Here is a 25,158-nt window from a genome sequence, read left to right on the forward strand (position 1 = left end):
TTTTTGTTTTTATTGGGGAGTTTCCTAAAGGTAAATGAAAATTTCCCGATAAAACAAAGTAATGCTTTGGTTTAATAGTTAAGGACTTTGCATGAGTATCGCAATGATGGGCCGTGTTTCTTTAGAGCAGGCTAAATCTTTGGTTGAGTTTTTAGAAACTGATCAGCAAGACAAAGCGGATGCGCTTGTTGCTGAAATTCAAAACCCAATCAACTCAGAATTATTTGCTGAAATAGGTAAGTTAACACGTCAACTTCATGACTCGTTAACAAATTTTCAGCTAGATTCCCGTTTAAATGACTTAGCAACGGCCGATATTCCGGATGCTAAAGAACGATTGAACTATGTTATTACTCGCACAGAAGAAGCGGCTAATAAAACCATGGATGCGGTTGAGTCAATATTCCCGGTAGTGGATAACATTGCTGACCAAGTACGTGCAGTTAATCCTGCGTGGACTAAGCTAATGAATAATGAAATTGACTTAAAAGAGTTTAAAGATTTATGTGGTGACATTGATACTTTACTGCTAACAACAGGTAAAGAAACTCAACATATCCATAGCTTAATGACTGACGTATTAATGGCACAAGATTTTCAAGATTTAACTGGCCAAGTTATCCGCAAGGTAATTGATCTAGTACGTGAAGTTGAAGATAGTTTGATCAATATGTTAACTGCATTTGGTATCACTTCAGGAGAAGGAGAAGAGCAATCAACTCCTAAAGTAGGTGAAAACCTTGTTGAAGGGCCAATAGTTAATACCGAAAATAGAGATGATGTTGTTGAAGATCAAGATGATGTAGATGATCTTTTATCAAGCCTCGGTTTTTAATAGGAGTTACGAATGTCTTTTGAAGCTGATGAAGAAATTCTACAAGACTTTTTAGTTGAAGCGGGTGAAATACTTGAATTGCTTTCAGAGCAATTAGTTGAACTTGAAAATGATGTTGATAACGCTGATTTACTTAATGCAATTTTCCGAGGCTTCCATACCGTAAAAGGTGGAGCAGGATTTCTTTCATTAACGGAATTAGTTGATGTTTGTCATGGCGCAGAAAATATATTCGATTTACTTCGTAACGGACAACGTTCAGTTACTGCAGAATTAATGGATACTATTTTATCTGCGCTTGATACTGTTAATGACATGTTTGCTTTGGTACAAAACAGGGAACCATTGGTTGCTGCAGAGCCTGCATTACTTGCTGAGCTCAACCGCCTAAGTGTTCCTGAAGGACAAGAAACAGCATCACAGCCTGAAGCCGTAGTTGCAGTGCCTGATGTACCTGAGCCTGTAATTGAAGCCGCTGATGCTAATGATGAAATGAGTGAAGACGAATTTGAGCGTCTTTTAGATGAATTACATGGTGGTGGTTCACCCAGCACTGTTGAAGCACCTGCTGCAGTTGCACCAACGAGCACGAGTTCTTCGGCTGATAATTCCGATGAAATTTCTGATGATGAATTTGAATCACTGCTCGATGAATTGCATGGCCAAGGCGCATTTTCTGCTAGTTCTGGCAACTCGGCGGTGACAACCTCTTCATCAGATGAAATAGGCGATGATGAATTTGAAAGCCTGTTAGACGAATTACATGGTAAAGGCCAAGCACCTAAAGCAAGTGAGCCTAGCCCAGTTACACCTCCTGTTGCAGCAGCAAAAGTACCGACATCGAAACCTTCACCTGCTCCACAAGCTTCCACGACTGCTAAGCCGGCAGCTAAACCTGCTAAATCTGCGCCAAGCAAAGGTAAGGCTGCCCAACCAGCCGCACCGCAGGGCGAAACTACCGTTAGGGTTGATACTAAACGTCTCGATAAAATAATGAACATGGTTGGTGAGTTAGTGTTAGTGAGAAATCGCTTAACAAGTTTAGGTTTAACTTCAGATGATGAAGATTTAAATAAAGCCGTATCAAATCTAGACGCAGTAACCACTGATTTGCAAGGCGCGGTAATGAAAACCCGCATGCAGCCAATCAAAAAAGTATTTGGCCGTTTTCCACGTGTTGTACGTGATTTAGCCCGAAGTTTAGATAAAGACATTAAACTGGTACTTGAGGGAGAAGAAACCGATTTAGATAAAAACCTTGTTGAAGCTTTAGCTGATCCTTTAGTTCATTTGGTGCGTAACTCTGTCGATCATGGTGTTGAAAACCCTGATGCTCGTGAGGCTATAGGTAAACCACGCCAAGGTACTGTTATACTTGCGGCTTCGCAAGAAGGTGACCATATTTTATTAACCATCAAAGATGATGGCGCAGGTATGGACGCAGAGAAATTAAAGAGTATTGCCATTGAACGTGGTGTTCTTGATGAAGATGCCGCCGCAAAAATGCCAGATAAAGAAGCGTTTAGTTTAATATTTGCTCCTGGCTTCTCCACGAAAACTGAAATCTCTGAGGTATCAGGTCGTGGCGTGGGCATGGATGTAGTGAAAACTAAAATTACCCAGCTCAATGGTACCGTTAGTATTGATTCTGAAATGGGTGTCGGTACGGTCTTAGAAATAAAAGTACCACTAACATTAGCGATTTTACCTACGTTAATGGTTGTTATTGGTGAGCAAACATTTGCTTTACCATTGGCCGCTGTTAATGAAATTTTCCACCTTGATTTAACGAATACCAATAGTGTCGACGGTCAGTTAACTATTATCGTTCGAGAAAAAGCTATTCCTTTGTTTTATTTAGATCAGTGGTTAGTTCGAAATTATACAGATAAACCTCGTGATAAAGGACATGTTGTTATTGTTCAATTAGGAAATCAGCAAATTGCCTTTGTAGTGGATCGATTGATTGGCCAAGAAGAAGTTGTCATAAAGCCGCTTGATAGATTATTGCATGGTACACCTGGTATGGCTGGCGCAACAATCACAAGTGATGGTGGTATTGCTTTAATTTTAGATATCGCAAATATGTTAAAGTTTTATGCTAAAAAATCACCGGTAAATAAGAAGTTGCGTTCATAGCTGATTTTGAATAAGTAGAGGAAGTAGATGGCCTATAAGGTACTCGTTGTTGATGATTCAAGTTTTTTTAGACGACGAGTCACAGATATTCTAAATAAAGACCCACAATTAGAAGTTATTGATGTCGCGGTAAATGGTCAAGAGGCTGTTGATAAGGCTCTGTCTTTAAAACCAGATGTGATTACCATGGATATCGAAATGCCAGTGTTAAATGGTATTGCTGCCGTGAAAAAAATCATGTTGCAATCACCAACCGCTATTTTAATGTTTTCCTCACTAACCCATCAAGGCGCTAAATCTACTCTAGAAGCACTTGAAGCCGGTGCGTTAGATTTTTTACCTAAAAAGTTCAGTGAAATTGCGCAGAATAGTGATGAGGCAGGAAGTTTGCTTCGTCAACGTGTTGCTCAACTAGCTAGAAAGCGAAGTTTTACCAAAAGTAACTTAACCACGAAACGAGTTTCAAGTATTCGTTCAACAACAAGTCCATTACCTCTTAGTACTCGAAAATCCCAAGCTTCTCTAACAAGAACTAGAGCTGAAAAACCTGAGATTAAAACTACCTCATCGAGTTTTAAAAAAGCCTCAGGAAAAAACTATAAGCTACTGGCTATTGGTACTTCCACAGGAGGCCCTGTTGCTTTACAAAAGATCCTTACTCAATTTCCTGTAAACTTTCCATTGCCGATCATTATGGTCCAGCATATGCCGGCAACGTTTACTCAAGCATTCGCTAATCGTTTAGATTCTTTATGCAATATAAAAGTCAAAGAAGCGAGCGATGGAGACATACTTAAGCCTGGATGTGCTTATTTAGCCCCTGGCGGTCGTCAAATGATTATTAGTGGTACAGAAAATGCAGCTAAAATCAAAATAATTGATGATAATTCAGCAAAAATAACCTTTAAGCCTAGTGTTGATGTTAGTTTTGGTTCTGCAGCTAAAATTTTCAACGGCGATGTGTTAGGTGTTATTTTAACGGGAATGGGTGCTGATGGAAGAGAGGGGTCTCGAATGTTAAAAGCAAAAGGCGCAACAATTTGGGCACAAGATGAACAAACTAGTGTCGTTTATGGGATGCCACAAGCAGTTCATATCGCGGGAATTTCACAATTGTCCTTACCATTAGAGGATATTGCAGAAGCTATTACCAAGGAAGTTTCCCATGGATAAGCTCAGTATTGCAGGGTTATTCGTTGCAATATTGGCTATTTATTTAGGATTTGCGCTTGATGGTGGCTCTGTTGCTACTTTATTTGAGCTACCAGCTTTTGTGATTGTTTTTGGCGGTACGCTTGGTGCTGTTATGTTGCAGTCATCCAGTGGTCAGTTTTTTCATGCTTTATCTTTACTAAAGTGGGTTTTCTCTCCTCCTACTTATGATATTGATGAAGGGATTAATAATATCGTTTTATGGGCAGAAAAATCACGTGAATCTGGTTATCTTGCGCTAGAAGATATTGCCTTAGATGAAGAAGAGCCATTTACTCAAAAGGGTTTGAATTTATTAGTTGATGGTGTAGAAATTGAGAATTTAAGAGTTTCTCTAGAACTAGATCTTGATATTTATCGTGAGCACAATTTAAGATCTGCTAATATTTTTGAAGCAATGGGAGGCTATAGTCCTACTATTGGCATATTAGGCGCAGTGTTAGGACTTATTCATGCCATGAGTAACTTAACAGAGCCATCGCTGCTTGGGCAAGGTATTGCCACCGCATTTATTGCCACTATTTATGGTGTTGGCTTTGCTAACCTTATTTATATTCCTATCGCCAATAAAATAAGAGCGATCATTCATCAGCAAACCATGTATCGAGAAATGATTTCTGAAGGCTTACACTCAATCGCACAGGGAGAAAACCCTCATGCAATAGAGAATAAATTATCGGCTTTTAGGCTAGCCCAATGAATCGGCTACGAAAAAACAGGCATAGCGTAGAACAAGACAATGTACATCGTTGGTTGATATCTTACGCTGATTATATGACCTTGTTATTCGCATTATTTGTTGTATTGTACGCAATGGCTATGGTAAATGAAAAGCCGTTTGAAACTATCACAGAGTCTGTGGGACGGGTTTTTCAAGCTAATGATTTACTCCCTAAAAATAGAGGCCATGGCGACGATATTCTTAACGTTAATTCCAGTAAAACTAATAAAAAGTTATATGGAAATGGAATTTTAGATGTTGCTGGGCCAGAAGTTTTAGATGGAGAGAAAACTCTCTCTAACATTTCAGATTCACAAGTAGGCACCAATTTAACTTCTTTAGAAAATGAACTGCACACTGCGCTTTATGAAATCGTTGAATCAGGTTACGCGCAGTTACAAATTGATGGTGACTGGTTAGAAATTGAATTGAACAGTGGCTTGTTATTTCCAAGTGGCTCATCTTCTGCTACTAATGCAGCCACAAATATATTAGCTGTTATTTATGATGTTCTAGGAGAAGTTACTAACTTTGTCCGCGTCAGAGGCTATACTGATAATCAGGCGATTAATACTGAAATATTTTCATCTAATTGGGAATTATCGGTTTATAGAGCTACCTCTATATTAAGAATTTTAGAAGATCAAGGTATGAACCCTGCGAGAATGGCAATAGAAGGGTATGGCCAATATTATCCTAGTGCAGATAACGCAACAGCAGTGGGGCGTGCTAAAAATAGAAAAGTTGTTGTCGCCATTTCGAAATACGGTTTGGAAAAGTCAAACCTATTGAGCGCACCTACAATCAGTATTAAAGATGTTGAAGCTATTAAGAAAGTGCCTTCTGTAGCTGAAGAAGGAAATGAAGTGAAAATTATTCGTTTACCAAATGGCGGCATTCGAATTACTACGCGAAATGAAGCTGAATCAGTTGAGCAGGGCGAAAATGTTGCAGGTGAAGATGGCGTTGATCAACAAAACTAACGATTAACTTTCCTGCGTTTATCGAATAAAATTAGCTTTGCATAAATAAATAGGAATATCTATTGGAAGTTTGGACTGTAGCAAACCAAAAAGGTGGTGTAGGTAAAACTACTACAACCATTGCCTTAGCGGGATTATTGGCCGAGTGTGGCAAAAAAGTGCTATTAGTAGATACTGATCCCCATGCCTCGTTAAGTTATTATTTTGGTATAGAATCAGAAGATCTAGAACTTAGCGTTTATGATTTATTCGTACAAGTTTCTTCAAAAGAGCAAATATTACAAAGCTTATGCCCAACACAGTATAATAATATTGATATTTTACCCGCCACTATGGGGTTAGCGACATTAGATCGCTCTCTTGGTGCCAAGGGTGGCATGGGTTTAGTCTTAAAAAAAGCCATGCAAAAAATAGCGAGTAATTATGATTTTGCTCTATTAGACTGCCCACCCGTTCTAGGGGTGTTAATGGTTAATGCGTTAGCTGCTTCTGATCGAATAGTAGTGCCTGTTCAAACTGAATTTTTAGCCTTAAAGGGTTTAGACAGAATGATCAAAACCATGGATATAATGCAAGGTGAGCAAGATAACCCTTTTCAGTATACTATCGTTCCAACTATGTTTGATAAGCGCACCAAAGCATCTATTTCAGCCTATCAACAGCTTCAAGATGCTTATAAATCAAAAGTATGGCCTGGAGTTATCCCTATCGATACTAACTTTAGAAACGCCAGTATAGCGCAAAAGGTTCCATCTCATTTTGCAGCTAACTCTCGAGGCGTTTTTGCCTATAAAAGTTTATTAGATTATTTATTAAAATCACCTATTAAAAGTAGAAAGTAAATGGAAAAGCCATTAGCAGCAAGTAAAAAGGTGATGACAAATTATCTGTCCGAGTTATTGACGGAGGAAACTCCTGAACTCGATAAACAAGAAATATTGTCTCAGGATTCAAAACCAGATGTATTGGAAAGTAATCGTTTAGAGGCATTATTACAGAATGTCAATGCAGAGCTTGAAATAGCACCTGAAGAGGTATCGACAACAAAGAGGGAAGCTCAGCAAAAATCCGTTGATGAAATAGCAGAAGTTACCACCGAAGAAGATGAAGTGTTAACAACACAAAAAAGTAGTGGCGACTTTATTGTCAAAACACCTAAAAGCTATCGTCAAGGTGAGTTTCAGGCATTGTTCTTTAATGTCGCAGGCTTAACTATTGCTGTACCTTTAATTGAGCTAGGTGGGATTCATAAAGTTAGTAGAACAACTTCATTAATGGGCAAGCCCGATTGGTTCAAAGGAGTTATGCTCTATCGCGATGAAAAAATCAATGTTGTTGATACTGCATTATGGGTAATGCCAGAAAAATGTGACGAAGAGCTAAAAAATTCGCTAAACTATCAATATATTATCATGTTAAGTGATAGTCGCTGGGGATTATTAGCTGAAAACTTAGTGGATACTGTGGTATTAAAGCAAGATGAAGTTAAATGGTTAGATAATTCAAGCAAGCGTCCTTGGTTAGCAGGATTAGTAAAAGATAAAATGTGTGCCTTACTAGATGTTGATGCGCTGATTGCATTGCTAAATGAAGGTAGCGGAATTAATCATCTTGATTAATACTATTATTAAGTAAACAATTAATTAAAAATAAAATTTAAGAGGCAAGTGGTATGTCAGATGAAAGACGCAGTACTAGTGATAAAGTAGATGCAAATGATGAAGTGCTTCAGTGGGTAACATTCAAGCTAGAAAATGAAGTCTACGGCATTAATGTTATGCAAGTGCAAGAAGTCTTAAGGTATAGCGAAATAGCTCCAGTACCCGGCGCACCATTGTATGTACTAGGAATTATTAATTTACGTGGTAACGTTGTTACTGTTATTGATACTCGCTCACGTTTTGGCTTGGAGCCATGTGATGTAACTGATAACACTCGTGTAGTTGTTATTGAGTCTGAAAAACAAGTGATAGGTATACTGGTCGACAGTGTTGCTGAAGTGGTATATTTGAAAGCTTCTGAAATTGATGATGCACCTAATGTTGGTAATGAAGAAAGTGCTCAATTTATTCAGGGAGTATCGAATCGCGAAGGCGAATTACTCATTCTTGTTGATTTAGATAAGTTACTTTCAGATGATGAGTGGGACGAGCTTAAACAGTTTTAGTAACGTAAGTGCTGAGTAATTGAATTCTATGTCTATGTTGGCTGTACCTATTATATCAGTGCTAGCTTTAGTATTGAGCCTTGTGTGTTTAATCATAATTATACTTTTATCTAGCCGTAACAAAGTTAATTTTGCTGTGCTTGAATCGCAATCACAGGCCTTTGAATTGCTGATTGCGAACTTGCAGTCGGCAAATGAGCAATTACAGCGAGATCTTAATAGCACTATAACCAAACACGAACAGGCATCATTAGAGAATATCCAAGTCTCCAAGCAACTAGAGCATAGAATTAAAACCTTGCAAGACCAAATTGGTGAACATCAGGCTTCCATGGAACAATTACAATTGGCGCAAGGAGAAGATAAGTTTTATTCACGAGCGATTAAATTGGCAAAAAAAGGTGCCAAGCTTGAAGAAATCATTGATGAGTGTGAACTACCTGCAGCGGAAGTTGAAATGTTGTTGTCTGTTTATCAAAGTACAAGCCATTCTTAATATTTTCCAAGTCTATCGATAAATTACCGCTAGACAAAGGCCGTTAAATTTATTTAAACTGAGCCGTTTTATCTCCTATTTGTAATTTTATGTAGCTCAACGGCAAGGATTTTAGGCCAGTGAATTTTTCAGTATCCCATTTTTTTCGTTTTTCAATGCTAGGAATTTTTATCTTTCTTGGTGGCTGTTCATCTACACCTTCTAATGATGAGGCAGTAAGTGACCCTCGCGATCCCTTAGAAGTTATTAACCGTCCTTTTTGGACCTTTACTTGGGACTATGCCGATAAATATGTCGCTAAGCCAGCATCTGAGCTTTACACCACTTATACACCGCCTTTTTTACGTACTGGCTTATATAATATGGCGCTAAACCTAAATGAGCCATCAAGCATTATCAATAATTTACTACAATTGAAATTTACAGCCGCCGCAAAAAGTACGGGCCGTTTTGTGCTTAACTCCACTATTGGTTTATTTGGGTTTTATGATCCTGCCAGTGACTTTGAATGGTCAGGTGAGCAAGAAGAGTTTGGTGAAGTATTGGGGAGTTACGGTATAGGCGATGGTCCATACCTTGTCATACCCGGTTTAGGGCCAAGCTCCGTAAGAGAAGAGGTTGGTGACTATGTTGACGGCTTATATTGGCCGCTTGCAGTGATAGATTTATGGCCTAATCTAGTACGTTTGGGAATTTTAGGCCTAGAGAAAAGGGCTGCAATTCGAGATCAAGAACAACTCGTTGTGGAATCTGCAGACCCATATGAATTTATCAAGAATGCTTATTTTCAAAATATGAATTATCGCCTTTATGACGGTAATCCTCCATTAATTATTGATGAAGATGAAGAAGCTGAAATAGATGCATTTTTAGATGAGTTTGACGATATCGATGAATGATCAAAGGAAATATCAACTTAAGATCACAAACGAGTACCTATATTGAGCGCAATTTGTTAGAATTGCGCCAATTTTTATTCAACCCACATTTTTGGAAATTATAGATGAATATCATTGAAGGTTCATTTGAAGCGAAGGGCAAAAAGTTCGCTATTGTAGTATCACGTTTTAACCACTTTATTGTTGATAGCTTATTAGAAGGTGCTGTTGATGCCTTAAAGCGTCATGGCAGTGTTGCTGATGCTGATATTACTGTTGTACGCGTACCTGGTGCATATGAATTGCCATTAGCGGCTAAAAAATTAGCATCAAAAGGTGATTTTGATGCCATTATTGCTATTGGTGCTGTTATTCGTGGTGGAACACCACACTTTGATTTTGTTGCTGGCGAATGTAACAAAGGTCTTGCACAAGTTTGCTTGGAATCAGAAATTCCTGTTTCTTTTGGTGTGATTACTACAGACTCTATTGAGCAAGCCATTGAACGTGCTGGCACTAAAGCTGGTAATAAAGGTGCTGAGGCAGCTCTTGGCGCACTTGAAATGGTTAACGTTCTTAGCCAAATTTAGGATAGATATTTTGAAACCTTCACCAAGAAGAAAAGCACGTGAATTAGCCGTTCAGGCAGTTTACTCATGGCAACTTAGTCAAAACTCGGTAGCTGATGTTGAAGTGAATTTTATCACTGACAACGCTAAGCGTCGTTTTGATATTGAGTATTTTCAGCTATTACTTCGAGGCGTTACCAATAGTATAAACGAACTCGATTTGGCTATTTCTCCTCATGTAGACCGACCTATTGATGATATTGATCAAGTAGAAAAGGCTATTCTGCGTGTTGCTGTTTTTGAACTAAGTGATTGTCAAGATGTACCATACCGAGTGGTTATCAATGAAGCGATAGAATTAGCTAAATCTTTCGCTGCTGATGATAGCCATAAATTTGTAAACGGTGTCCTAGACAAAGTCGTCAAATTAGTTCGCTCTCAAGACTAGCTTAATAGTTAAAGATTAATTATTTAACTTTTTATTACAAAGAACTAAGCCCCTATTATGAAAGAGTTTGAGTTAATAAAACATTTTTTTACTGAGCAGTCAGTAAAACGTAAAGATGTTTTACTTGGCATAGGCGATGATTGCGCCGTTATTGCTAACACGGAAAAACAAAATATTGTGGTTACTACCGACACTTTGGTAGCGGGCGTTCATTTCCCTCTAGGTACATCTGCACGTGCAATAGGCCATAAGGCTGTCGCGGTAAATTTATCGGATATAGCCGCTATGGGTGCTAAACCCAGTTGGTTGTCCCTGGCAATTACTATTCCAGAGGTTGATGACACTTGGCTTAGTGAGTTTTGCGAAGGTGTTTTTGAGTTATGTGAATATTATAATGTTGAGCTTATTGGTGGTGATACCACACAAGGGCCTTTAAGTATTACCATTACAGCTCAAGGCTTAACACCAGAGCATAAATATTTATCTCGAGCGGGTGCTAAAGCAGGTGATTGGATTTATGTCACAGGTGATGTTGGCGATGCTGCGCTCGCTCTTCAGCATCTTAAGCAGGAAGTCAGTTTAGAGTCTGAGTATGTCGAACCAATTAGAGCAAAACTTGATTTTCCAAAACCTAGGGTGTTAGCTGGGCAAACGTTAAGGGAGTATGCATCATCAGCGATAGATATTTCTGATGGTTTAATTGCTGATCTAGGCCATATATGCCAAGCATCTAACGTTGGTGCTAACATAGTACTCGATGCGATACCTTTATCTAACATTATGCGTGAATCTTTGTTACTCGAAGATGCTATTAATTTAGCACTAACAGGGGGGGATGACTATGAACTGTTATTCACCATCTCTGAAGATAATAAAGTAGGAATGGAAACCGCTTTAGCTCATGCAGGCACGCCTGTAACTTGTATTGGTCAAGTCAATGCTTCGCAAACCATATCGACTACCTTAAATAATAAGCCAGTGCCAATTAGTAGCAGCGGCTTTGAACATTTTTCAGCAAAATAGCTATGCAAAATCCCTCAGCAAAGGTTAAGTTTACCTTAAGCGATCCTATACAGTTTTTAGCATTAGGCTTTGGCAGTGGTTTAGCCCCAAAAGCTCCAGGAACTTTTGGTACCTTGGCTGCTATTCCAGTGTACCTGTTGTTAAGTTTGCTCTCGGCTCCACTCTTTGCATTGGTCGTTTTTTTTCTGACAATTGTCGGGTTTTACATTTGTGGTAAGGCTGCAGAAGATGTAGGTGTCCACGATCATCCGGCTATAGTTTGGGATGAATTTGTTGGTTTTTTTATCACCATGTTTATGATTCCGGTTAGTTGGCAATCGATACTTGTCGGCTTTGTACTCTTTAGGTTTTTTGACATTGTTAAACCTTGGCCCATCTCTTTTATTGATAAAAAAGTAGCGGGGGGATTTGGTATTATGATTGATGATGTTATTGCCGGATTCTTTGCTTTAATTATCATGCAGTTAATTTTTTAGTCTTATCTTTTATCTATTTATTGACTTGGATCAATAGCAATTCTCAGGCTTTTAAGCTAATTTAAAAACAGAGTTGGAGAAAAAAGTTTACTAAACAACTTGTTTTTTATTTTTCTACCCTCAGCTCTACTATAGGCTATTTAAAAAGTAGTTGAATAGAAAAGTTGTTAACACTGCTTGTTAATAATTTCAGTTAAAAGTAACAGTTAAAAGGAATACTTATGAAAATAAATCTTTCTGGTCACCATGTTGAAGTTACTGATTCAATAAGAGAACATGTCGAGGAAAAATTTTCCAAAATTGCTAATCATTTTCCCACCTTAATTTCACTTAATGTAATACTTTCTAAAGAGCATAATAAACATCAGGTTGAGTTAACCACAAACTATGAAGGCTCACGAATATCAGCTAAAGCGGCTGATGATGTAATGTATCCTGCGATTGCCAGTGCAGCGAAGAAACTAGATTCTGCCTTAAAACATCGTAAAGGCCAATTGAAAGCAAATTTACATAGCAAGCCAGTTAGTACTGCTCCAGACATTGCACATGAGAAAGTGCAAGAGATGAATTTGGCATAACATTTAAGTATTTTTAACAAATTAAAAGCTGCGAATATGGTTCGCAGCTTTTTTTTTACCTGTTTTTAACAAATAGATACACTTTTGAATGCTTGCTGTGCAATAATTTAAAAAAACTCAACCCTTATCAAAAGGAAGCCTTGATGGTTAAGCGCAATTCACATTTATTTAAACGATATAAAATCACCTTAGTTGGATTACTTTCGTTAACACTCTTTGCTTGTGGCGAAGCAGATAAACCAAGGCAAACACCACCTCCTGCAGTTTCAGTTTATAAAATACATACCGCAGAAGTGGGTGGTCAACGTGAATTTGTTGCTAGAACTGAAGCTTTTAAAGAGGCTAATTTACGAGCACGAGTTGAGGGTGAGTTAATTGAGAGGCACTTTAAAGAGGGCGCTCTTGTCGAAAAAGAACAATTATTATTAAAAATAGACCCAGCAGCTTATGAAGCATCATTAACTCAAGCCAAAGCTGATTTGATTAGTAAACAATCGGGTGAAGAAAATGCTGTGCGTAATTTAAAGCGTGCTAAAGATCTAATTAGCGATGGTTATATTTCTCAGTCTGATTTTGATCGATTAACCACTGAAGAATCACAAGCTAAAGCGGCGGTTAAGTCTGCTGAGGCGGCATTAAAAAGAGCGGAATTGGATTTAAGCTATACCACTATAACAGCACCATTCTCAGGTCGTATTGGTAAAGTAAACTATAATATAGGTAATATTGTTGGACCAACTAGCGATGTATTAGCATCACTTACTGTTACAGACCCTATTTATGTGAGCTTTCAAGTTGAAGAAAGTCTTTATTTAGATTATTTACAAAAGCACCAAAACTCGAAAAACCCAGATGAAGTAAAAATTGATTTATCTTTACGTTTACCTAATAACAGTGATTATGCTGAGAAAGGGGTGTTAGATTTTGCTGATACCAAGATTGAACAAGGCATGGGGACTGTTGAGTTAAGAGCATCTTTTGCTAACCCCAATGGCATTATTCTACCTGGCCTATTTGTAACCTTACTTACTGAAAGCCAAAATAAACAAGCTATGGCATTGGTACCACAAGCTGCAGTGCAATCTAACCAGCAAGGAAAGTTTGTGTTGGTAGTTGATGAAAATAACACGGTTAAGCAACGTCATGTGGTGTTAGGACGTCGAATAAATGCTATGTGGGTGGTAACCGATGGCTTGAGTGTTAATGAACAAGTTATCATCGAAGGTTTACAAAAAGTCCGACCGGGTATTGAAGTGAAAGCGGTAACTAAATCTGTTGATAATTTAACAGGTGTTATTACTGATGAAGCTGGTACATCGTCATCACCTCAGAGTAACAACCCTTAATCAAAGGACGATTTTATGATCAGTAAAACTTTTATACATCGTCCTAAGTTTGCCTTTGTAATTTCTATCGTTATTTCATTGGCAGGTTTAATCGCGATGGGACTGCTTCCTGTCAATATGTACCCAGAGATCACACCTCCACAAGTACAAATTACTGCAGTCTATCCAGGAGCAAGTGCTCAAGTGGTCGAAGAGTCAATTATTCGACCTATTGAAGAACAAGTAAATGGCGTTGAAGATATGATGTATATCGATTCTTCAGCATCGAATAATGGTAGTGCGACTATCACAGTGTATTTTAAAGTTGGCACTGATGGAGATATTGCGCAAGTAAACGTGCAAAACCGTGTTGCTTTAGCCACAAGCTCCCTACCTTCTGAAGTTACAAGGCAAGGGGTGAATGTTAAGAAACAATCGAGTTCAATGTTGCTTGGTATCAACCTTTATTCCAAGCAAGAAGGGATAGATCAACTCTTTTTAAGTAACTATGCTTCTAACTATTTAGTTGAGCCGTTAGGTCGTATAAAAGGTGTCGCTTCTGCAGAGGTGATGGGTGAAATGACATACAGTATGCGAGTGTGGTTGAATCCAGATCGTATGGCATCACTCAACGTTACTATTACCGAAGTACAACAAGCGTTAAATGAGCAGAATATGATTGTTGCTGCGGGTAAATTAGGAGCAAGTCCAACACTACCTAATCAACAGTTCGAATATTCTATTCAAGCGCAGGGAAGACTTAAAAGCCCTGAAGAATTTGGTAAAACCATTATCCGAGCACACAATAATGGTAATTTTGTTCGGTTAAGTGATATAGGGCGTATTGAACTGGGGGCGGAGGACTATTCAACTAAAGCCCGACTAAATGGTAATGACACTGCTTTCGTGGTTATTTATCAGCTTCCTGATGCGAATGCGACTGAAGTTGCTCGTTTGATAAAAGAAGAAATGGCTAAGCTTGCAGAGCGTTTTCCTGATGGTTTAGATTATGTGGTGCCTTTTGATACTACTGAGTTTATTGATCGCTCCATAGAAGAAGTAAAAGTTACTCTATTTCAAGCCGTTGGATTAGTAATATTAGTGGTGTTCTTGTTTTTACAAAACTGGCGCGCAACCATTATTCCAACATTAGCGATACCCGTGTCTTTGGTTGGTACCTTCGCCTTTATGTTATTAATGGGTTACTCCATTAATACTATTACTCTTTTTGGTTTGGTATTAGCGATAGGTATTGTTGTTGATGACGCCATAATTGTTATTGAAAATGTTGAACGGATCTTAAAAGAAGAGAAACTACCAGTTAAAGAAGCCGTTGAAAAAGCAATGTCACAAGTATCTGGCCCCATCATAGCCACTACATTAGTGTTATTAGCGGTGTTTGTACCTGTTGGTTTTATGCCAGGTATTACCGGAGAATTGTATAAACAATTCTCTATGACAATATCTTTTGCTGTTCTTATTTCATCAGTTAATGCCTTAACGTTAAGTCCTGCTTTGTGTAGTGTATTGCTGTCAGAAAAAAACATGAAGCCAATAAAGTGGCTAGAGCCAATGGAAGCACTGATCACTAGGATGACAGGTGGCTATACTACAATGGTTAACTTTTTACTAAAACGCTTAATTCGAGTTGGTATATTTGTACTGATTTTATTTACCGGAGCAGGCGTTTTGAGTACTTCTGTACCGACAGCATTTTTACCTGATGAAGATCAAGGTTATTTGTTTGTGGATGTACAGTTACCAGATGCAGCCTCAGCAAATAGAACATCGGATGTAATGGATAAAATTGTTCCTATTATTAAAAACGATCCAGCCGTTGAAGACTTTATTTCAGTGGGAGGGTTTTCATTATTAGGTGGCCCAGGCTCAAATAATGGTTTAGGTATCATCATTTTGAAAGATTGGGATGATAGAACAGCACCTGAGCTTGGTTTAAGGCAATTAATACCACGACTGATGGGACAGCTTTGGTCGATGCCTGAAGCGCAAATTATGGTATTTAACCCGCCACCTATTCCAGGTTTAGGGACTAGCTCTGGTTTTGAGTTTCAATTACAAGATAGTGAAGGACGTGATCCCGCGTTGTTAGCAGAAGTTCTTAATGGCTTTATTTATGATGCTAACCAAAGACCTGAGCTAAATCGTGTGTTTAGTACGTTTAGAGCGAATGTTCCTCAATACTTTTTGGAAGTAGACCGTAATAAAGCAAAAGCTCAAGGTGTATCATTATCAGATATCTTTATGACCTTACAAGCACAATTAGGCTCACTATATATCAATGATTTCAGTCAATTTGGGCGAATCTATAAGGTAACTATTCAAGCGCAAACAGAATTTAGGAAAGAACCTTCAGATTTAAGCCATTACTATGTACGTAATAAAGATAATGATATGGTGCCGTTAACAACGCTCGCTAAATTAACGCCAATATTAGGCCCTACAACCATTAAACATTTTAACTTGTATCGTAGTGCTAGTATCACAGGACAAGCAGCCTTAGGCTATTCATCAGGGCAGGCTATTGATGTTATGCAAGAAATGGCAAGTACATTACCACAAGGTTATATTTATGAATGGTCTGGCCAATCTAAACAAGAAATAGAAGCAGGTAATTTAGCACCTATCTTATTCGGTTTAGCTATCTTATTTGTTTATTTGTTTCTAGTTGCGCAGTATGAAAGTTGGAGTATTCCATTTTCTGTAATTGCAGCGGTGCCATTAGCTCTCTTTGGGGCCATGCTGACTTTATATACTGTTGGTATGGCAAATAATATTTATGCCCAGGTAGGCTTAGTATTATTAATTGGAATGTCCACCAAAACAGCTATTCTAATCGTTGAGTTTGCTATGGAAGAAAGAGCGGCAGGTAAGAGTATTTTTGATGCTGCTTTAAATGCCGCAAGAATGCGTTTTCGAGCGGTATTGATGACAGCATTATCGTTTGTATTAGGTGTTTTACCATTAGTTTTTGCTAGTGGTGCTGGTGCTGGTAGCCGTATATCGTTAGGTATTACAGTGCTCTCTGGTATGATAGCCGCCACTATATTTGGTACCTTACTCGTTCCATACTTTTACTTAATAGTGCAGCGTATGCGTGAAAAGTTAAAAGGTGAGGCAACAAACTAAACTTACTTAACCTGAACTCGGTTTAAGTGAATAAAAAAGGCGATTTATATCGCCTTTTTTTATTGCTGATTTTCTATCTAGGACTCAGTTAAGTTATCTTCTTGGTTATCTTTTAGCGCTTGTTTTTCACGTTCAGCTTTAGATATGTATTTCGGCTTGTTACTTTTATGCAGTTTTGCATTGGCCTTCTTCTGCTTTTTTTTCAAAGTTTCGTTGATCTTCTTTTTTCTATTCATTTTGTTTTCTCTTAAGTTGGGCCTGTTGATCTTTCGTGATTAAATTTTGTTCGTGCTAAAAGCGTATCATTCGCGGCGAGTAATGTGTTGCCTAGTCATTCTAAGCAAACATTACTCAACAATGAAAAAATCGCTGTTAGCCGAATCCTTCGACCCCGTTTGTGGGTCATCTTTACTGCAAATAAAATCCCGAAAGCTCTACAGACCCTAGTAAAATATGGCTAATATCATTAAGGGTAAATATGGGTACATTACTGTTGGACGCAAAGCACTTTTAATATAGCTAATAATCAATGTAGCGCTAGATGGTCGGTTATCTGCCCATTGGCAATAATGTTGAAATGGAGTTTCATCACTTTCATTCGATTGGCTTTTTTCGATTGCTTGCTCGATCTTTTCAATACGGGAACTGGTTCTTGATTGAAAGGTTTTCCAGATACCTTCTTGTAACCATAAAAGAGCTAAAAGACATACTGCAAGAACTTTAGGTAGCAGCAAAACCATAACAACAACGGTTAGAGCGACACTAAAGAGTTTGATGATTAATGAAGCATGTTCATATTTCTCATGACTACTGTGCAGGGATTGCCATTCTTTGGCTAAACTTGGATTAAATTTCAATGTCATCGTTAGTTAAAATTAGGGCTCGGGTAAATTTGCTGTTATTATGCGCGCAATCACTTTCTCATGAAAGTAATTTCACTTTAAGTCTTGCTACAATTAGAGGTAACACCTTGCATTCTTCAACGGATTCTCAAAAAACTAACCTAGATTTTTCATCTTTAAAGTTACCTCAAGAGTTATTGAAAAACTTGATTTCATTAGGCTATGAAAAAATGACGCCAATTCAAGGGCAAAGCTTACCTCCTATGCTTGCCGGTAAAGATGTTATTGCTCAAGGCAAAACAGGCTCAGGTAAAACGGCTGCTTTTGGTTTAGCTATGCTGGAAAAATTGCAAGTTAAGCGATTTCGGATTCAGTCTCTGGTACTTTGTCCTACTCGAGAGCTTGCGGACCAAGTGGCGAAAGAGATTCGAAAACTTGCACGTACAATTCACAATATTAAAGTACTCACTCTTTGTGGCGGTACACCTTTTGGCCCTCAAATTGGTTCATTAGAGCATGGTGCTCATATTATTGTTGGTACCCCTGGGCGAATCGAAGAACATGTTATTAAAGGGACATTAAAACTTGATGATTTGAATTTACTTGTGCTTGATGAAGCTGATCGTATGTTAGAGATGGGCTTTGAAGCAGCACTTGATAATATTATTGAGCGTACGCCGGTTGAACGTCAAACATTATTATTTAGTGCTACCTTCCCAAAACAAATTAAAGTGATCAGCGAAAGCATTATGACAGATCCTGTTTTGGTTAAAGTGAGTGCTAATGAAGATAAAAGCAGTATTAATCAACACTTTTACCATGTCGATGATAATGATGAAAGGTTCGAGGCCACGCGATTACTTTTGATGGCAAACCCAGTAGAGTCGACTGTCATTTTTTGTAATACCAAAAAAGAAGTTCAGGCTGTTTGTCAGGGATTACATAACGATGGCTTTAGTGTACTGGCATTACATGGTGATTTAGAGCAACGTGATAGAGATCAAACCTTACTTCGCTTTGCCAATAAAAGTGTGTCTATTTTAGTTGCGACAGATGTTGCAGCGCGAGGCTTAGATATTGACTCGCTTGATGTAGTGATAAATTATCATATTGCTCATGATAGTGAAGTACATATTCATCGAATTGGTCGTACTGGCCGTGCAGGTAGCTCAGGTAAAGCGTTATCTATCTTTAGTGATAAAGAAAGTTACAAAGTAGGTTTACTTGAAGATGAGCTTGAACAAACGATTAAAGCCGAGTTATTGCCTAATAGCGAACTACTTTCTCAACCAAGATTACAAGCAAAAATGGCCACAATTCAAATAGATGGCGGTAAAAAACAAAAAGTTCGTCCTGGAGATATATTAGGCGCTCTTACTGCTAAAGGTCTTGGTGATATTAACGGTGCTGATGTAGGTAAAATTAATGTGTTAGATATTAAGGCTTACGTAGCGGTTAATAAAAAAGTACTAAAACTGGCATTAAAAAAATTGAGCCATGGAAAAATGAAAGGAAGAAGTTTTAAAGTACGCCATTTAGCTGTTTAAGCAATAATCTTTAGATTGTTAAAACAATATCAACAGCTAATTAAACAACTGTGCTTTGTGAGGATAAAGCACAGTTGCTAGCAGATATAGCGTTAACTGAGTTATCGATTCAACTTAACCTATCTCAGAAAAACAAAACAACTCTAGCACCCTCCAGCAAGTCTAAGCTTTATCAAAGCCCACAGTTAGCGTTTGAATTTAAACGATGTCAATCTCGTTTAGCTAAAATGCAATATAGCTAACTAGTATACTCAAAATTACCGTTAGATATTAAAATAACAATAATTTAGTTAATTTAACCAAAAAGTGACTTTTATATTTATTTTAAAAACAAGTGGTTGTTGTATGTAGCTGAAAAATATAGAAAATAAAGTTGGCACTGCTCTTGTAATATTATTCATAACAACATAAGAAACCACTGATTTCAATAAAAATCACTAAAGGGAAGAACAATGACAACTCAACAAAATACTCAAGCATTTAAAAAAACATTTCTAGCGACTTCATTAATTGCCTTATTAGCATCAACCAATGCCTCTGCTCATGATAATAGCTGTAATGTTGAGTTAGAAGCGGGTGTAACCATAAACGAAGCAAGCATTGAGTTTTTTAATGAAAAAAATAAAAACACACTGTATAAAATTAATCATGATGAAGTCCTTATTGTTGACGGCAAATCAATCGATTTAAACAAGCAGCAACAAGCTTTAGTGAGTCAATATTCAAAAAGTATTAAAGCTATGGTACCAGAAGTAAGAAGTGTTGCTATTGAAGGCGTTGACCTAGCACTTGAAGGGGTTAATCTTGCTTTTAATGAGCTCTTAGGTGAAGGTAATAGTGTCGGAGAAGATCTAACCTATGAATTATCAAATATCCGTAATGAAGTAACAGAGCGTTTTACCTTAGAGCACGGTTTTACTATTGGTGAAGATGGTTTAGAAAATGATGAGTTACTGGGTAAAGAGTTTGAACAGCGTATAGAGTCAGCGGTTGAAAAAGCAGTAATGAGTTCAATTGGCAGCATCATGGTCGCTGTAGGACAAGAAATGATGTTCTCTGGCGGAGACAGTGATACTTTTGAAACACGTATGGAAAACTTTGGAGAAAACATTGAACATGAAATGGAATCAAGAGCTAAACAGATAGAAGAAAAAGCACAGAAGCTTTGTTTAGCTGCGGTTGAAATAGATCAACTTGAGGAAGAGTTGAAGTCTAACATCGACTCACTTAGTGATATTGATGTAATTTCAGCAAGCTATGACGGTCATGGTAAAAAACATGATGACAGAAGTGCAATGTAATCACTGTCTATTTAGATAAAAATTTCGGTAAAAATGCTATCACATATAAATATAAGGAAAGGCTCGACAATGTTATCATTGTTGGGCCTTTTTAGTTCATTAGCAAATTTCATTACATGCACGCTGTTCATCAACTCCACCTTTTTCGTAAAAGTTTAAGTACCACAACCTATAAAGCACGAGGGCAACGAGTAATTCGCTGTCCTTTATGCCAATTGGCAAAACAATTTTGTATCTGTGATATGGCTCCAACTAAAGGGCAGGTAAACACTAATGCTGGATTTTTGTTATTGATGTACGATACTGAAGTCCTTAAGCCTAGCAACACAGGGAAATTAATTGCCGACTTAATTCCTGATACTTTTGCCTTTTTATGGTCGCGGACGACAAGAAATGATGAATTACAAGCAGTACTTGATGATGAAAAGTGGCAACCCTTTGTAGTATTCCCACAGGAGTATGTACAAGATGGACGTCAAGTAGAAAGCCAAGCGGTTAATTGTCAAACGGGCAAGAGACCATTATTTATCATGTTGGACGGTAGTTGGCGAGAAGCGAAAAAAATGTTTCGTAAAAGCCCATACCTAGATAAGTTTCCTGTAGTGTCATTTGATCCTAAGGTACTTATTGAAACTAATCTAGATACCGAACAAGCAGGAGCTTCTTTTGAACAGACGCCAGTTGGTGATAATTCTCGCTATACAGTAAGAAAAACTGAATTAGCGCATCAATTTTCCACTGCGGAAGTGGCAGCAAGAGTTTTAGCTATGTCAGGTGAGCATAATAATGCACATTTGCTAGATTTATGGTTTGATGTCTTTAATTTTCAATATCAGAAAAGTGTCTGTCAGCGTACTAAAGGCAACCCTGATGCCATTGAGAATTACCAAAGCTTTATAAAAAGCATTAGTGTTTTATAAAGAAGCAAGCCGCTAAGTATATAAGAAAAGCCTGCTTGTAACTAAAAACTATAATGTTAACGTTACAAGCAGTCAGTAGTACTACTTCATGCTAATTGTAGTGTGAATATTTGTTCCATCTTGATGATCAGGTTCAAACCAACGTGCCGTAACCGACTTAGTATAGGTCCAAAAACTTACCACTTGTTTACCATTAGGACCTAAATCGCCAAGTTTAGAGCCACGTGAGCCAGTAAAACTAAAATATGCGACTGGTACTGGAATAGGGACATTTATACCCACCTGACCGACATCGATTTCATTTTCAAATTTACGTGCGTTCCAACCTGAAGAAGTGAAAATAGAAGTGCCGTTGCCATTTGGATTAGCATTGATAATCTCAATCGCTTCTTCTAAGGTTTCAGCTTCAAGTACGCATAATGCAGGACCAAATATTTCTTGAGTGTAAATATCCATGTCAGTAGTCACATTAGTAAATAATGTTGGACCGACAAAATTACCGTTTGGATAACCTTCAACTTGACAGTCTCTACCATCAACTAACATCGTCGCTCCTTGCTCAACCCCTGAGTCTAATAAGCTTAATATGCGCGCTTTTGCTTGTGGGGATACCACAGGGCCTAAATCTGCATCAAGCTGTGTGCCTGGTCCAACTTTCATTTGTTTTGCCCGTTCAACTATTTCAGGTAACCATGAGCGAGATTCTCCTACTAAAATAGTAACCGGATTTGCCATACAACGTTGACCAGCGGCGCCAAATGCAGAGCCTAATAAGTCGTTAATAGCTCTATCTTTATTTGCATCAGGCATGATGACCATATGATTTTTAGCGCCCATCATAGCTTGAGCACGTTTACCATGCTTACTCGCGTGGTTATATACATGGGTACCTACACCTGTTGAGCCAATAAAAGATACTGCTTTTACAGCCTCACTCTCGATTAACTGGTTAACAACATCAGGTCCACCATGGACAACATTTAATACTCCTGGTGGAATACCGGCTTTAAGAGCTAACTCAACCAATAATATTGTGGATGAAGGATCTTGCTCTGAAGGTTTTAATACAAAGGTGTTACCACAAGCGATAGCAGGTGGAAACATGAAAGAAGGTAGCATTAATGGAAAGTTAAAAGCGGTAATTCCAACACCAACACCCAAAGGTTTATTTAAGGTATATGTATCTACCCCGGTTGCCGCATTATTGGCCATATCACCTAATTGCAAGCGCGTAATAGAACAAGCGTTTTCAATAGCTTCTAGCGAGCGACCTACTTCACCAGTGGCATCAGGTAATGTTTTACCGTGTTCTAGAGTGACTAATTCAGCAAGCTCTTGTGTATGCTCTCGAACAAGCTGTTGAAACGTTAACATGATGCGCATGCGATTAGTGAGAGATACCTTTGACCAAGTTTTAAAAGCTTCAGCGGCATTGTTCACTGCAGCTGCTACTTCTTCTTTTGTTGCCATGGGTACACGAGCAACAACCTCTTGAGTGGCAGGGTTTAATACATCTAACCAGGTATCTGTGTTTGAACGAACTTTTTCACCATTGATGATCAGCGGAATTTCTTTAATAGTCATAGCGAGCCTTTAGAACAATAAATTTTGAATACTTGTTACTAAAATAGGAGGTTATTGCCTAGAGAACAATACGCAAAAATGCAATATTTATTGCGTTTTTGCAAGTTGGGTTTGGTGTTGTTACAATATTCGGATGAACTGGGATGATATAAAAGTATTTTTAGAAGTGGCGCGTAGCATACGTTTGTCAATTGCAGCAAAACGTTTGTCTATAGATGCCTCTACGTTATCAAGACGACTTCATAAGCTTGAAGAGAGCTTAGCAACAAAGTTATTTGAACGTACCACTGAAGGACATATGTTAACCTCAGATGGTCAAAAACTACTGCAATACGCTAGACGAATGGAGTTAGATGCTGCTCAAGCTTTTAATGATATTCATGAACAACAAAGTATTAATAGTGGCAAAGTGAGAATAGGAGTTACTGAAGCCTTTGGTAGCTTTTTTATTGCTCCTCATCTCTCTCAACTTAAACAATTGTACCCTAATATCCATATTGAGTTAGTTCACTTTTCTCGCGATGTAAAAATAAGTCGCAATGAAGCCGATATAGCAATAGCTGTTGAAAAACCTAAAAATACCTCAACCATCATTAGCAAACTTTGTGATTACCAACTGCGACTTTATGGTCATCAGCAATATTTACAGTCACTTAATGACAACGTTAGCTATGATAAATTAGCCCAGTACCAATGGGTGAGTTATGTCGATAACCTTCTATTTACTGAGCAACTTTCTTATCTCAAAGAGCTTAATAAAGATATTTCACCAAGTTTTCAAAGTACAAGTATAACTAGCCAGTACACTGCGATAAAAAGTGGCTTAGGTATTGGTATTTTACCTTGCTTTTTAGCTGAGCAAGATGCTAGCTTAGAGGGGTTATGTGTTAATGAAGTAAAATTAGTACGTAGTTTTTATTTAGTCGCTCATCCTGAGTCTAAACGACTTTCACAAGTGAATACTGTATGGCAATATTTAAAACAGTTAACGCAACAAAATGCACAGTTATTAATGCCATCAGGCTAAAACAACTAGGCTTAGCTTTTTGAACAACAATGTATAGGTGATCATGAATAATTCAAACTCAACACAGCAATCAGAACAAACAGTGCAGTCTTCAGCGCCTTGGTCTTTGATTGTTATCATAGTGATAATCATTATTGGTGTCGGTGTCGCTTGGCAGTTTACTGGTACTAAAGAAGCACCAGAAGAGATGAAAAAACCGGTAGCCATTGTTGAGCCTGTTGTTGAAGAAGTGGAAGAAGTTATTGAACCTGAAATTGAAGAGCCAGTTGTTGTTGTGGTTGTTGAAGAAGAAGTTGAAGTTGCTAAACCAGCCTTACCATCTCTCGATGAAAGTGATGATTGGTTGAAAGTTAAATTACCAGAGGTGACATGGCGAAAAGAATTGCTTAAATTGGTGATTGATGAAGATATGATCAGGCGTTTTGTTGTCTTTACTGATAACTTTGCTCAAGGCACTGTTGCTTATGAGCATAGCCCGTTTATTTTACCTAAGGAAAAGTTTTCTCCTGATCAAGCTAGCGTAAACCTAGAAAACAATAAGGAAACTTGGCAATGGAGCGAAAGTTCAACAAGACGTTTTAGCCTTTATGTTGATTTAATGCGCTCAATAGACAGTGAAAGTCTAGTACAGTGGTACTTTGAAGTTAAGCCCTTAATTGATGAGGCATATAGTGAATTAGGTTATGGTGATAGTGATTTTACCGTGACCTTACAAGATGCTATAACTCGGGTATTAGATATGGAGTTACCAGAGAAAAATGCTATGGAGTTAACTAGACCAAGCGTTATGTATCATTTTTCCAGTGATGAATTAGAGTCTTTACCAGAGAGTGATAAACTACTTTTACGTTTAGGCAAAGATAACTTATTAGTGATGAAATCTATTTTATTAGAATTACATGAAAAATTAGCGCAACAAGAAAATGGTGTTAATTAGTCG

General features: G+C 37.9%; 25 protein-coding genes. 22 read left to right on the forward strand and 3 right to left on the reverse strand.

All coding sequences use genetic code 11. From position 1 onward, the window contains the following. The first annotated feature begins 91 nt into the window (after positions 1-91). From AC27IF_RS10930 to AC27IF_RS11010, 17 genes are all read left to right on the forward strand, one after another. Positions 92-835 carry a protein phosphatase CheZ gene (locus AC27IF_RS10930; RefSeq protein ID WP_487054361.1) on the forward strand — a complete coding sequence of 248 codons (744 nt, stop codon included), beginning with the start codon at positions 92-94 and terminating at the stop codon, positions 833-835. Positions 836-847: 12 nt separating this feature from the next. After that, positions 848-2,974, forward strand: a complete 2,127-nt coding sequence (locus AC27IF_RS10935; protein WP_487054362.1) for a chemotaxis protein CheA — start codon at positions 848-850, stop codon at positions 2,972-2,974. Between the two features lie 27 nt (positions 2,975-3,001). Then, the gene (locus tag AC27IF_RS10940; protein ID WP_487054363.1) at positions 3,002-4,147 is read left to right on the forward strand and encodes a protein-glutamate methylesterase/protein-glutamine glutaminase; all 1,146 of its coding nucleotides are present in this window, start codon (positions 3,002-3,004) and stop codon (positions 4,145-4,147) included. Beyond that, positions 4,140-4,886, forward strand: coding sequence for a flagellar motor protein (locus AC27IF_RS10945; RefSeq protein WP_487054364.1), 747 nt, complete (start codon positions 4,140-4,142; stop codon positions 4,884-4,886). The genes AC27IF_RS10940 and AC27IF_RS10945 overlap by 8 nt, the downstream gene beginning before the upstream one ends. Further along, positions 4,883-5,890 (forward strand): flagellar motor protein MotB, encoded by a 1,008-nt coding sequence (locus AC27IF_RS10950; protein WP_487054365.1) that lies wholly within the window; start codon positions 4,883-4,885, stop codon positions 5,888-5,890. Before AC27IF_RS10945 ends, AC27IF_RS10950 begins: the two co-directional genes overlap by 4 nt. Positions 5,891-5,952: 62 nt before the next feature. Next, positions 5,953-6,732, forward strand: coding sequence for a ParA family protein (locus AC27IF_RS10955; RefSeq protein ID WP_487054366.1), 780 nt, complete (start codon positions 5,953-5,955; stop codon positions 6,730-6,732). Next, on the forward strand, positions 6,733-7,509 hold the full coding sequence (locus AC27IF_RS10960) for a chemotaxis protein CheW (protein ID WP_487054367.1): 777 nt from the start codon (positions 6,733-6,735) through the stop codon (positions 7,507-7,509). A 53-nt stretch (positions 7,510-7,562) separates the two neighbouring features. Continuing rightward, positions 7,563-8,057, forward strand: a complete 495-nt coding sequence (locus tag AC27IF_RS10965; protein WP_487054368.1) for a chemotaxis protein CheW — start codon at positions 7,563-7,565, stop codon at positions 8,055-8,057. 136 nt (positions 8,058-8,193) lie between these two features. Then, positions 8,194-8,553, forward strand: coding sequence for a DUF2802 domain-containing protein (locus tag AC27IF_RS10970; RefSeq protein WP_487054369.1), 360 nt, complete (start codon positions 8,194-8,196; stop codon positions 8,551-8,553). Positions 8,554-8,672: 119 nt separating this feature from the next. Then, complete coding sequence (locus AC27IF_RS10975) at positions 8,673-9,452, forward strand: MlaA family lipoprotein (RefSeq protein ID WP_487054370.1); 780 nt, start codon at positions 8,673-8,675, stop codon at positions 9,450-9,452. Between the two features lie 104 nt (positions 9,453-9,556). Next, positions 9,557-10,021 (forward strand): 6,7-dimethyl-8-ribityllumazine synthase, encoded by a 465-nt coding sequence (gene ribH / locus AC27IF_RS10980; RefSeq protein ID WP_487054371.1) that lies wholly within the window; start codon positions 9,557-9,559, stop codon positions 10,019-10,021. Between the two features lie 10 nt (positions 10,022-10,031). After that, on the forward strand, positions 10,032-10,448 hold the full coding sequence (nusB, locus tag AC27IF_RS10985; protein WP_487054372.1) for a transcription antitermination factor NusB: 417 nt from the start codon (positions 10,032-10,034) through the stop codon (positions 10,446-10,448). Between the two features lie 57 nt (positions 10,449-10,505). Continuing rightward, a complete protein-coding gene (gene thiL, locus AC27IF_RS10990) occupies positions 10,506-11,471 on the forward strand; it encodes a thiamine-phosphate kinase (protein ID WP_487054373.1) in 966 nt (321 codons plus the stop codon). A gap of 2 nt (positions 11,472-11,473) precedes the next feature. After that, complete coding sequence (locus AC27IF_RS10995; RefSeq protein WP_487054374.1) at positions 11,474-11,947, forward strand: phosphatidylglycerophosphatase A family protein; 474 nt, start codon at positions 11,474-11,476, stop codon at positions 11,945-11,947. Between the two features lie 221 nt (positions 11,948-12,168). Beyond that, entirely contained in the window at positions 12,169-12,525 is a 357-nt protein-coding gene (gene hpf, locus AC27IF_RS11000) for a ribosome hibernation-promoting factor, HPF/YfiA family (protein WP_487054375.1), read from the forward strand. Between the two features lie 143 nt (positions 12,526-12,668). Continuing rightward, a complete protein-coding gene (locus tag AC27IF_RS11005) occupies positions 12,669-13,871 on the forward strand; it encodes an efflux RND transporter periplasmic adaptor subunit (protein ID WP_487054376.1) in 1,203 nt (400 codons plus the stop codon). Positions 13,872-13,886: 15 nt separating this feature from the next. Then, positions 13,887-16,997 (forward strand): efflux RND transporter permease subunit, encoded by a 3,111-nt coding sequence (locus AC27IF_RS11010; RefSeq protein ID WP_487054377.1) that lies wholly within the window; start codon positions 13,887-13,889, stop codon positions 16,995-16,997. 77 nt (positions 16,998-17,074) lie between these two features. Here AC27IF_RS11010 and AC27IF_RS11015 read toward each other — a convergent pair whose 3' ends face one another. Both AC27IF_RS11015 and AC27IF_RS11020 read right to left on the reverse strand, forming a co-directional pair. Then, positions 17,075-17,233, reverse strand: a complete 159-nt coding sequence (locus AC27IF_RS11015; RefSeq protein ID WP_487054378.1) for a DUF2986 domain-containing protein — start codon at positions 17,231-17,233, stop codon at positions 17,075-17,077. A 207-nt stretch (positions 17,234-17,440) separates the two neighbouring features. Further along, on the reverse strand, positions 17,441-17,854 hold the full coding sequence (locus AC27IF_RS11020; RefSeq protein ID WP_487054379.1) for a hypothetical protein: 414 nt from the start codon (positions 17,852-17,854) through the stop codon (positions 17,441-17,443). A 113-nt stretch (positions 17,855-17,967) separates the two neighbouring features. Between AC27IF_RS11020 and dbpA the strand changes: the two genes are divergently transcribed. The 3 genes from dbpA to AC27IF_RS11035 all read left to right on the forward strand — a co-directional run bounded on the left by dbpA (position 17,968) and on the right by AC27IF_RS11035 (position 21,607). Next, entirely contained in the window at positions 17,968-19,386 is a 1,419-nt protein-coding gene (dbpA, locus tag AC27IF_RS11025) for an ATP-dependent RNA helicase DbpA (protein ID WP_487054380.1), read from the forward strand. Positions 19,387-19,838: 452 nt separating this feature from the next. Continuing rightward, positions 19,839-20,687, forward strand: coding sequence for a DUF2884 family protein (locus AC27IF_RS11030; RefSeq protein WP_487054381.1), 849 nt, complete (start codon positions 19,839-19,841; stop codon positions 20,685-20,687). A gap of 116 nt (positions 20,688-20,803) precedes the next feature. Next, positions 20,804-21,607 carry a tRNA-uridine aminocarboxypropyltransferase gene (locus tag AC27IF_RS11035; RefSeq protein WP_487054382.1) on the forward strand — a complete coding sequence of 268 codons (804 nt, stop codon included), beginning with the start codon at positions 20,804-20,806 and terminating at the stop codon, positions 21,605-21,607. A gap of 81 nt (positions 21,608-21,688) precedes the next feature. Here AC27IF_RS11035 and AC27IF_RS11040 read toward each other — a convergent pair whose 3' ends face one another. Further along, complete coding sequence (locus AC27IF_RS11040) at positions 21,689-23,191, reverse strand: CoA-acylating methylmalonate-semialdehyde dehydrogenase (RefSeq protein ID WP_487054383.1); 1,503 nt, start codon at positions 23,189-23,191, stop codon at positions 21,689-21,691. Between the two features lie 133 nt (positions 23,192-23,324). Between AC27IF_RS11040 and AC27IF_RS11045 the strand changes: the two genes are divergently transcribed. Both AC27IF_RS11045 and AC27IF_RS11050 read left to right on the forward strand, forming a co-directional pair. Continuing rightward, on the forward strand, positions 23,325-24,218 hold the full coding sequence (locus tag AC27IF_RS11045; protein ID WP_487054384.1) for a LysR family transcriptional regulator: 894 nt from the start codon (positions 23,325-23,327) through the stop codon (positions 24,216-24,218). Positions 24,219-24,261: 43 nt separating this feature from the next. Beyond that, positions 24,262-25,155 (forward strand): DUF3014 domain-containing protein, encoded by an 894-nt coding sequence (locus tag AC27IF_RS11050; protein WP_487054385.1) that lies wholly within the window; start codon positions 24,262-24,264, stop codon positions 25,153-25,155. Positions 25,156-25,158 lie beyond the last annotated feature (3 nt).

It is taken from the genome of Colwellia sp. KS18-150 (assembly GCF_057551365.1).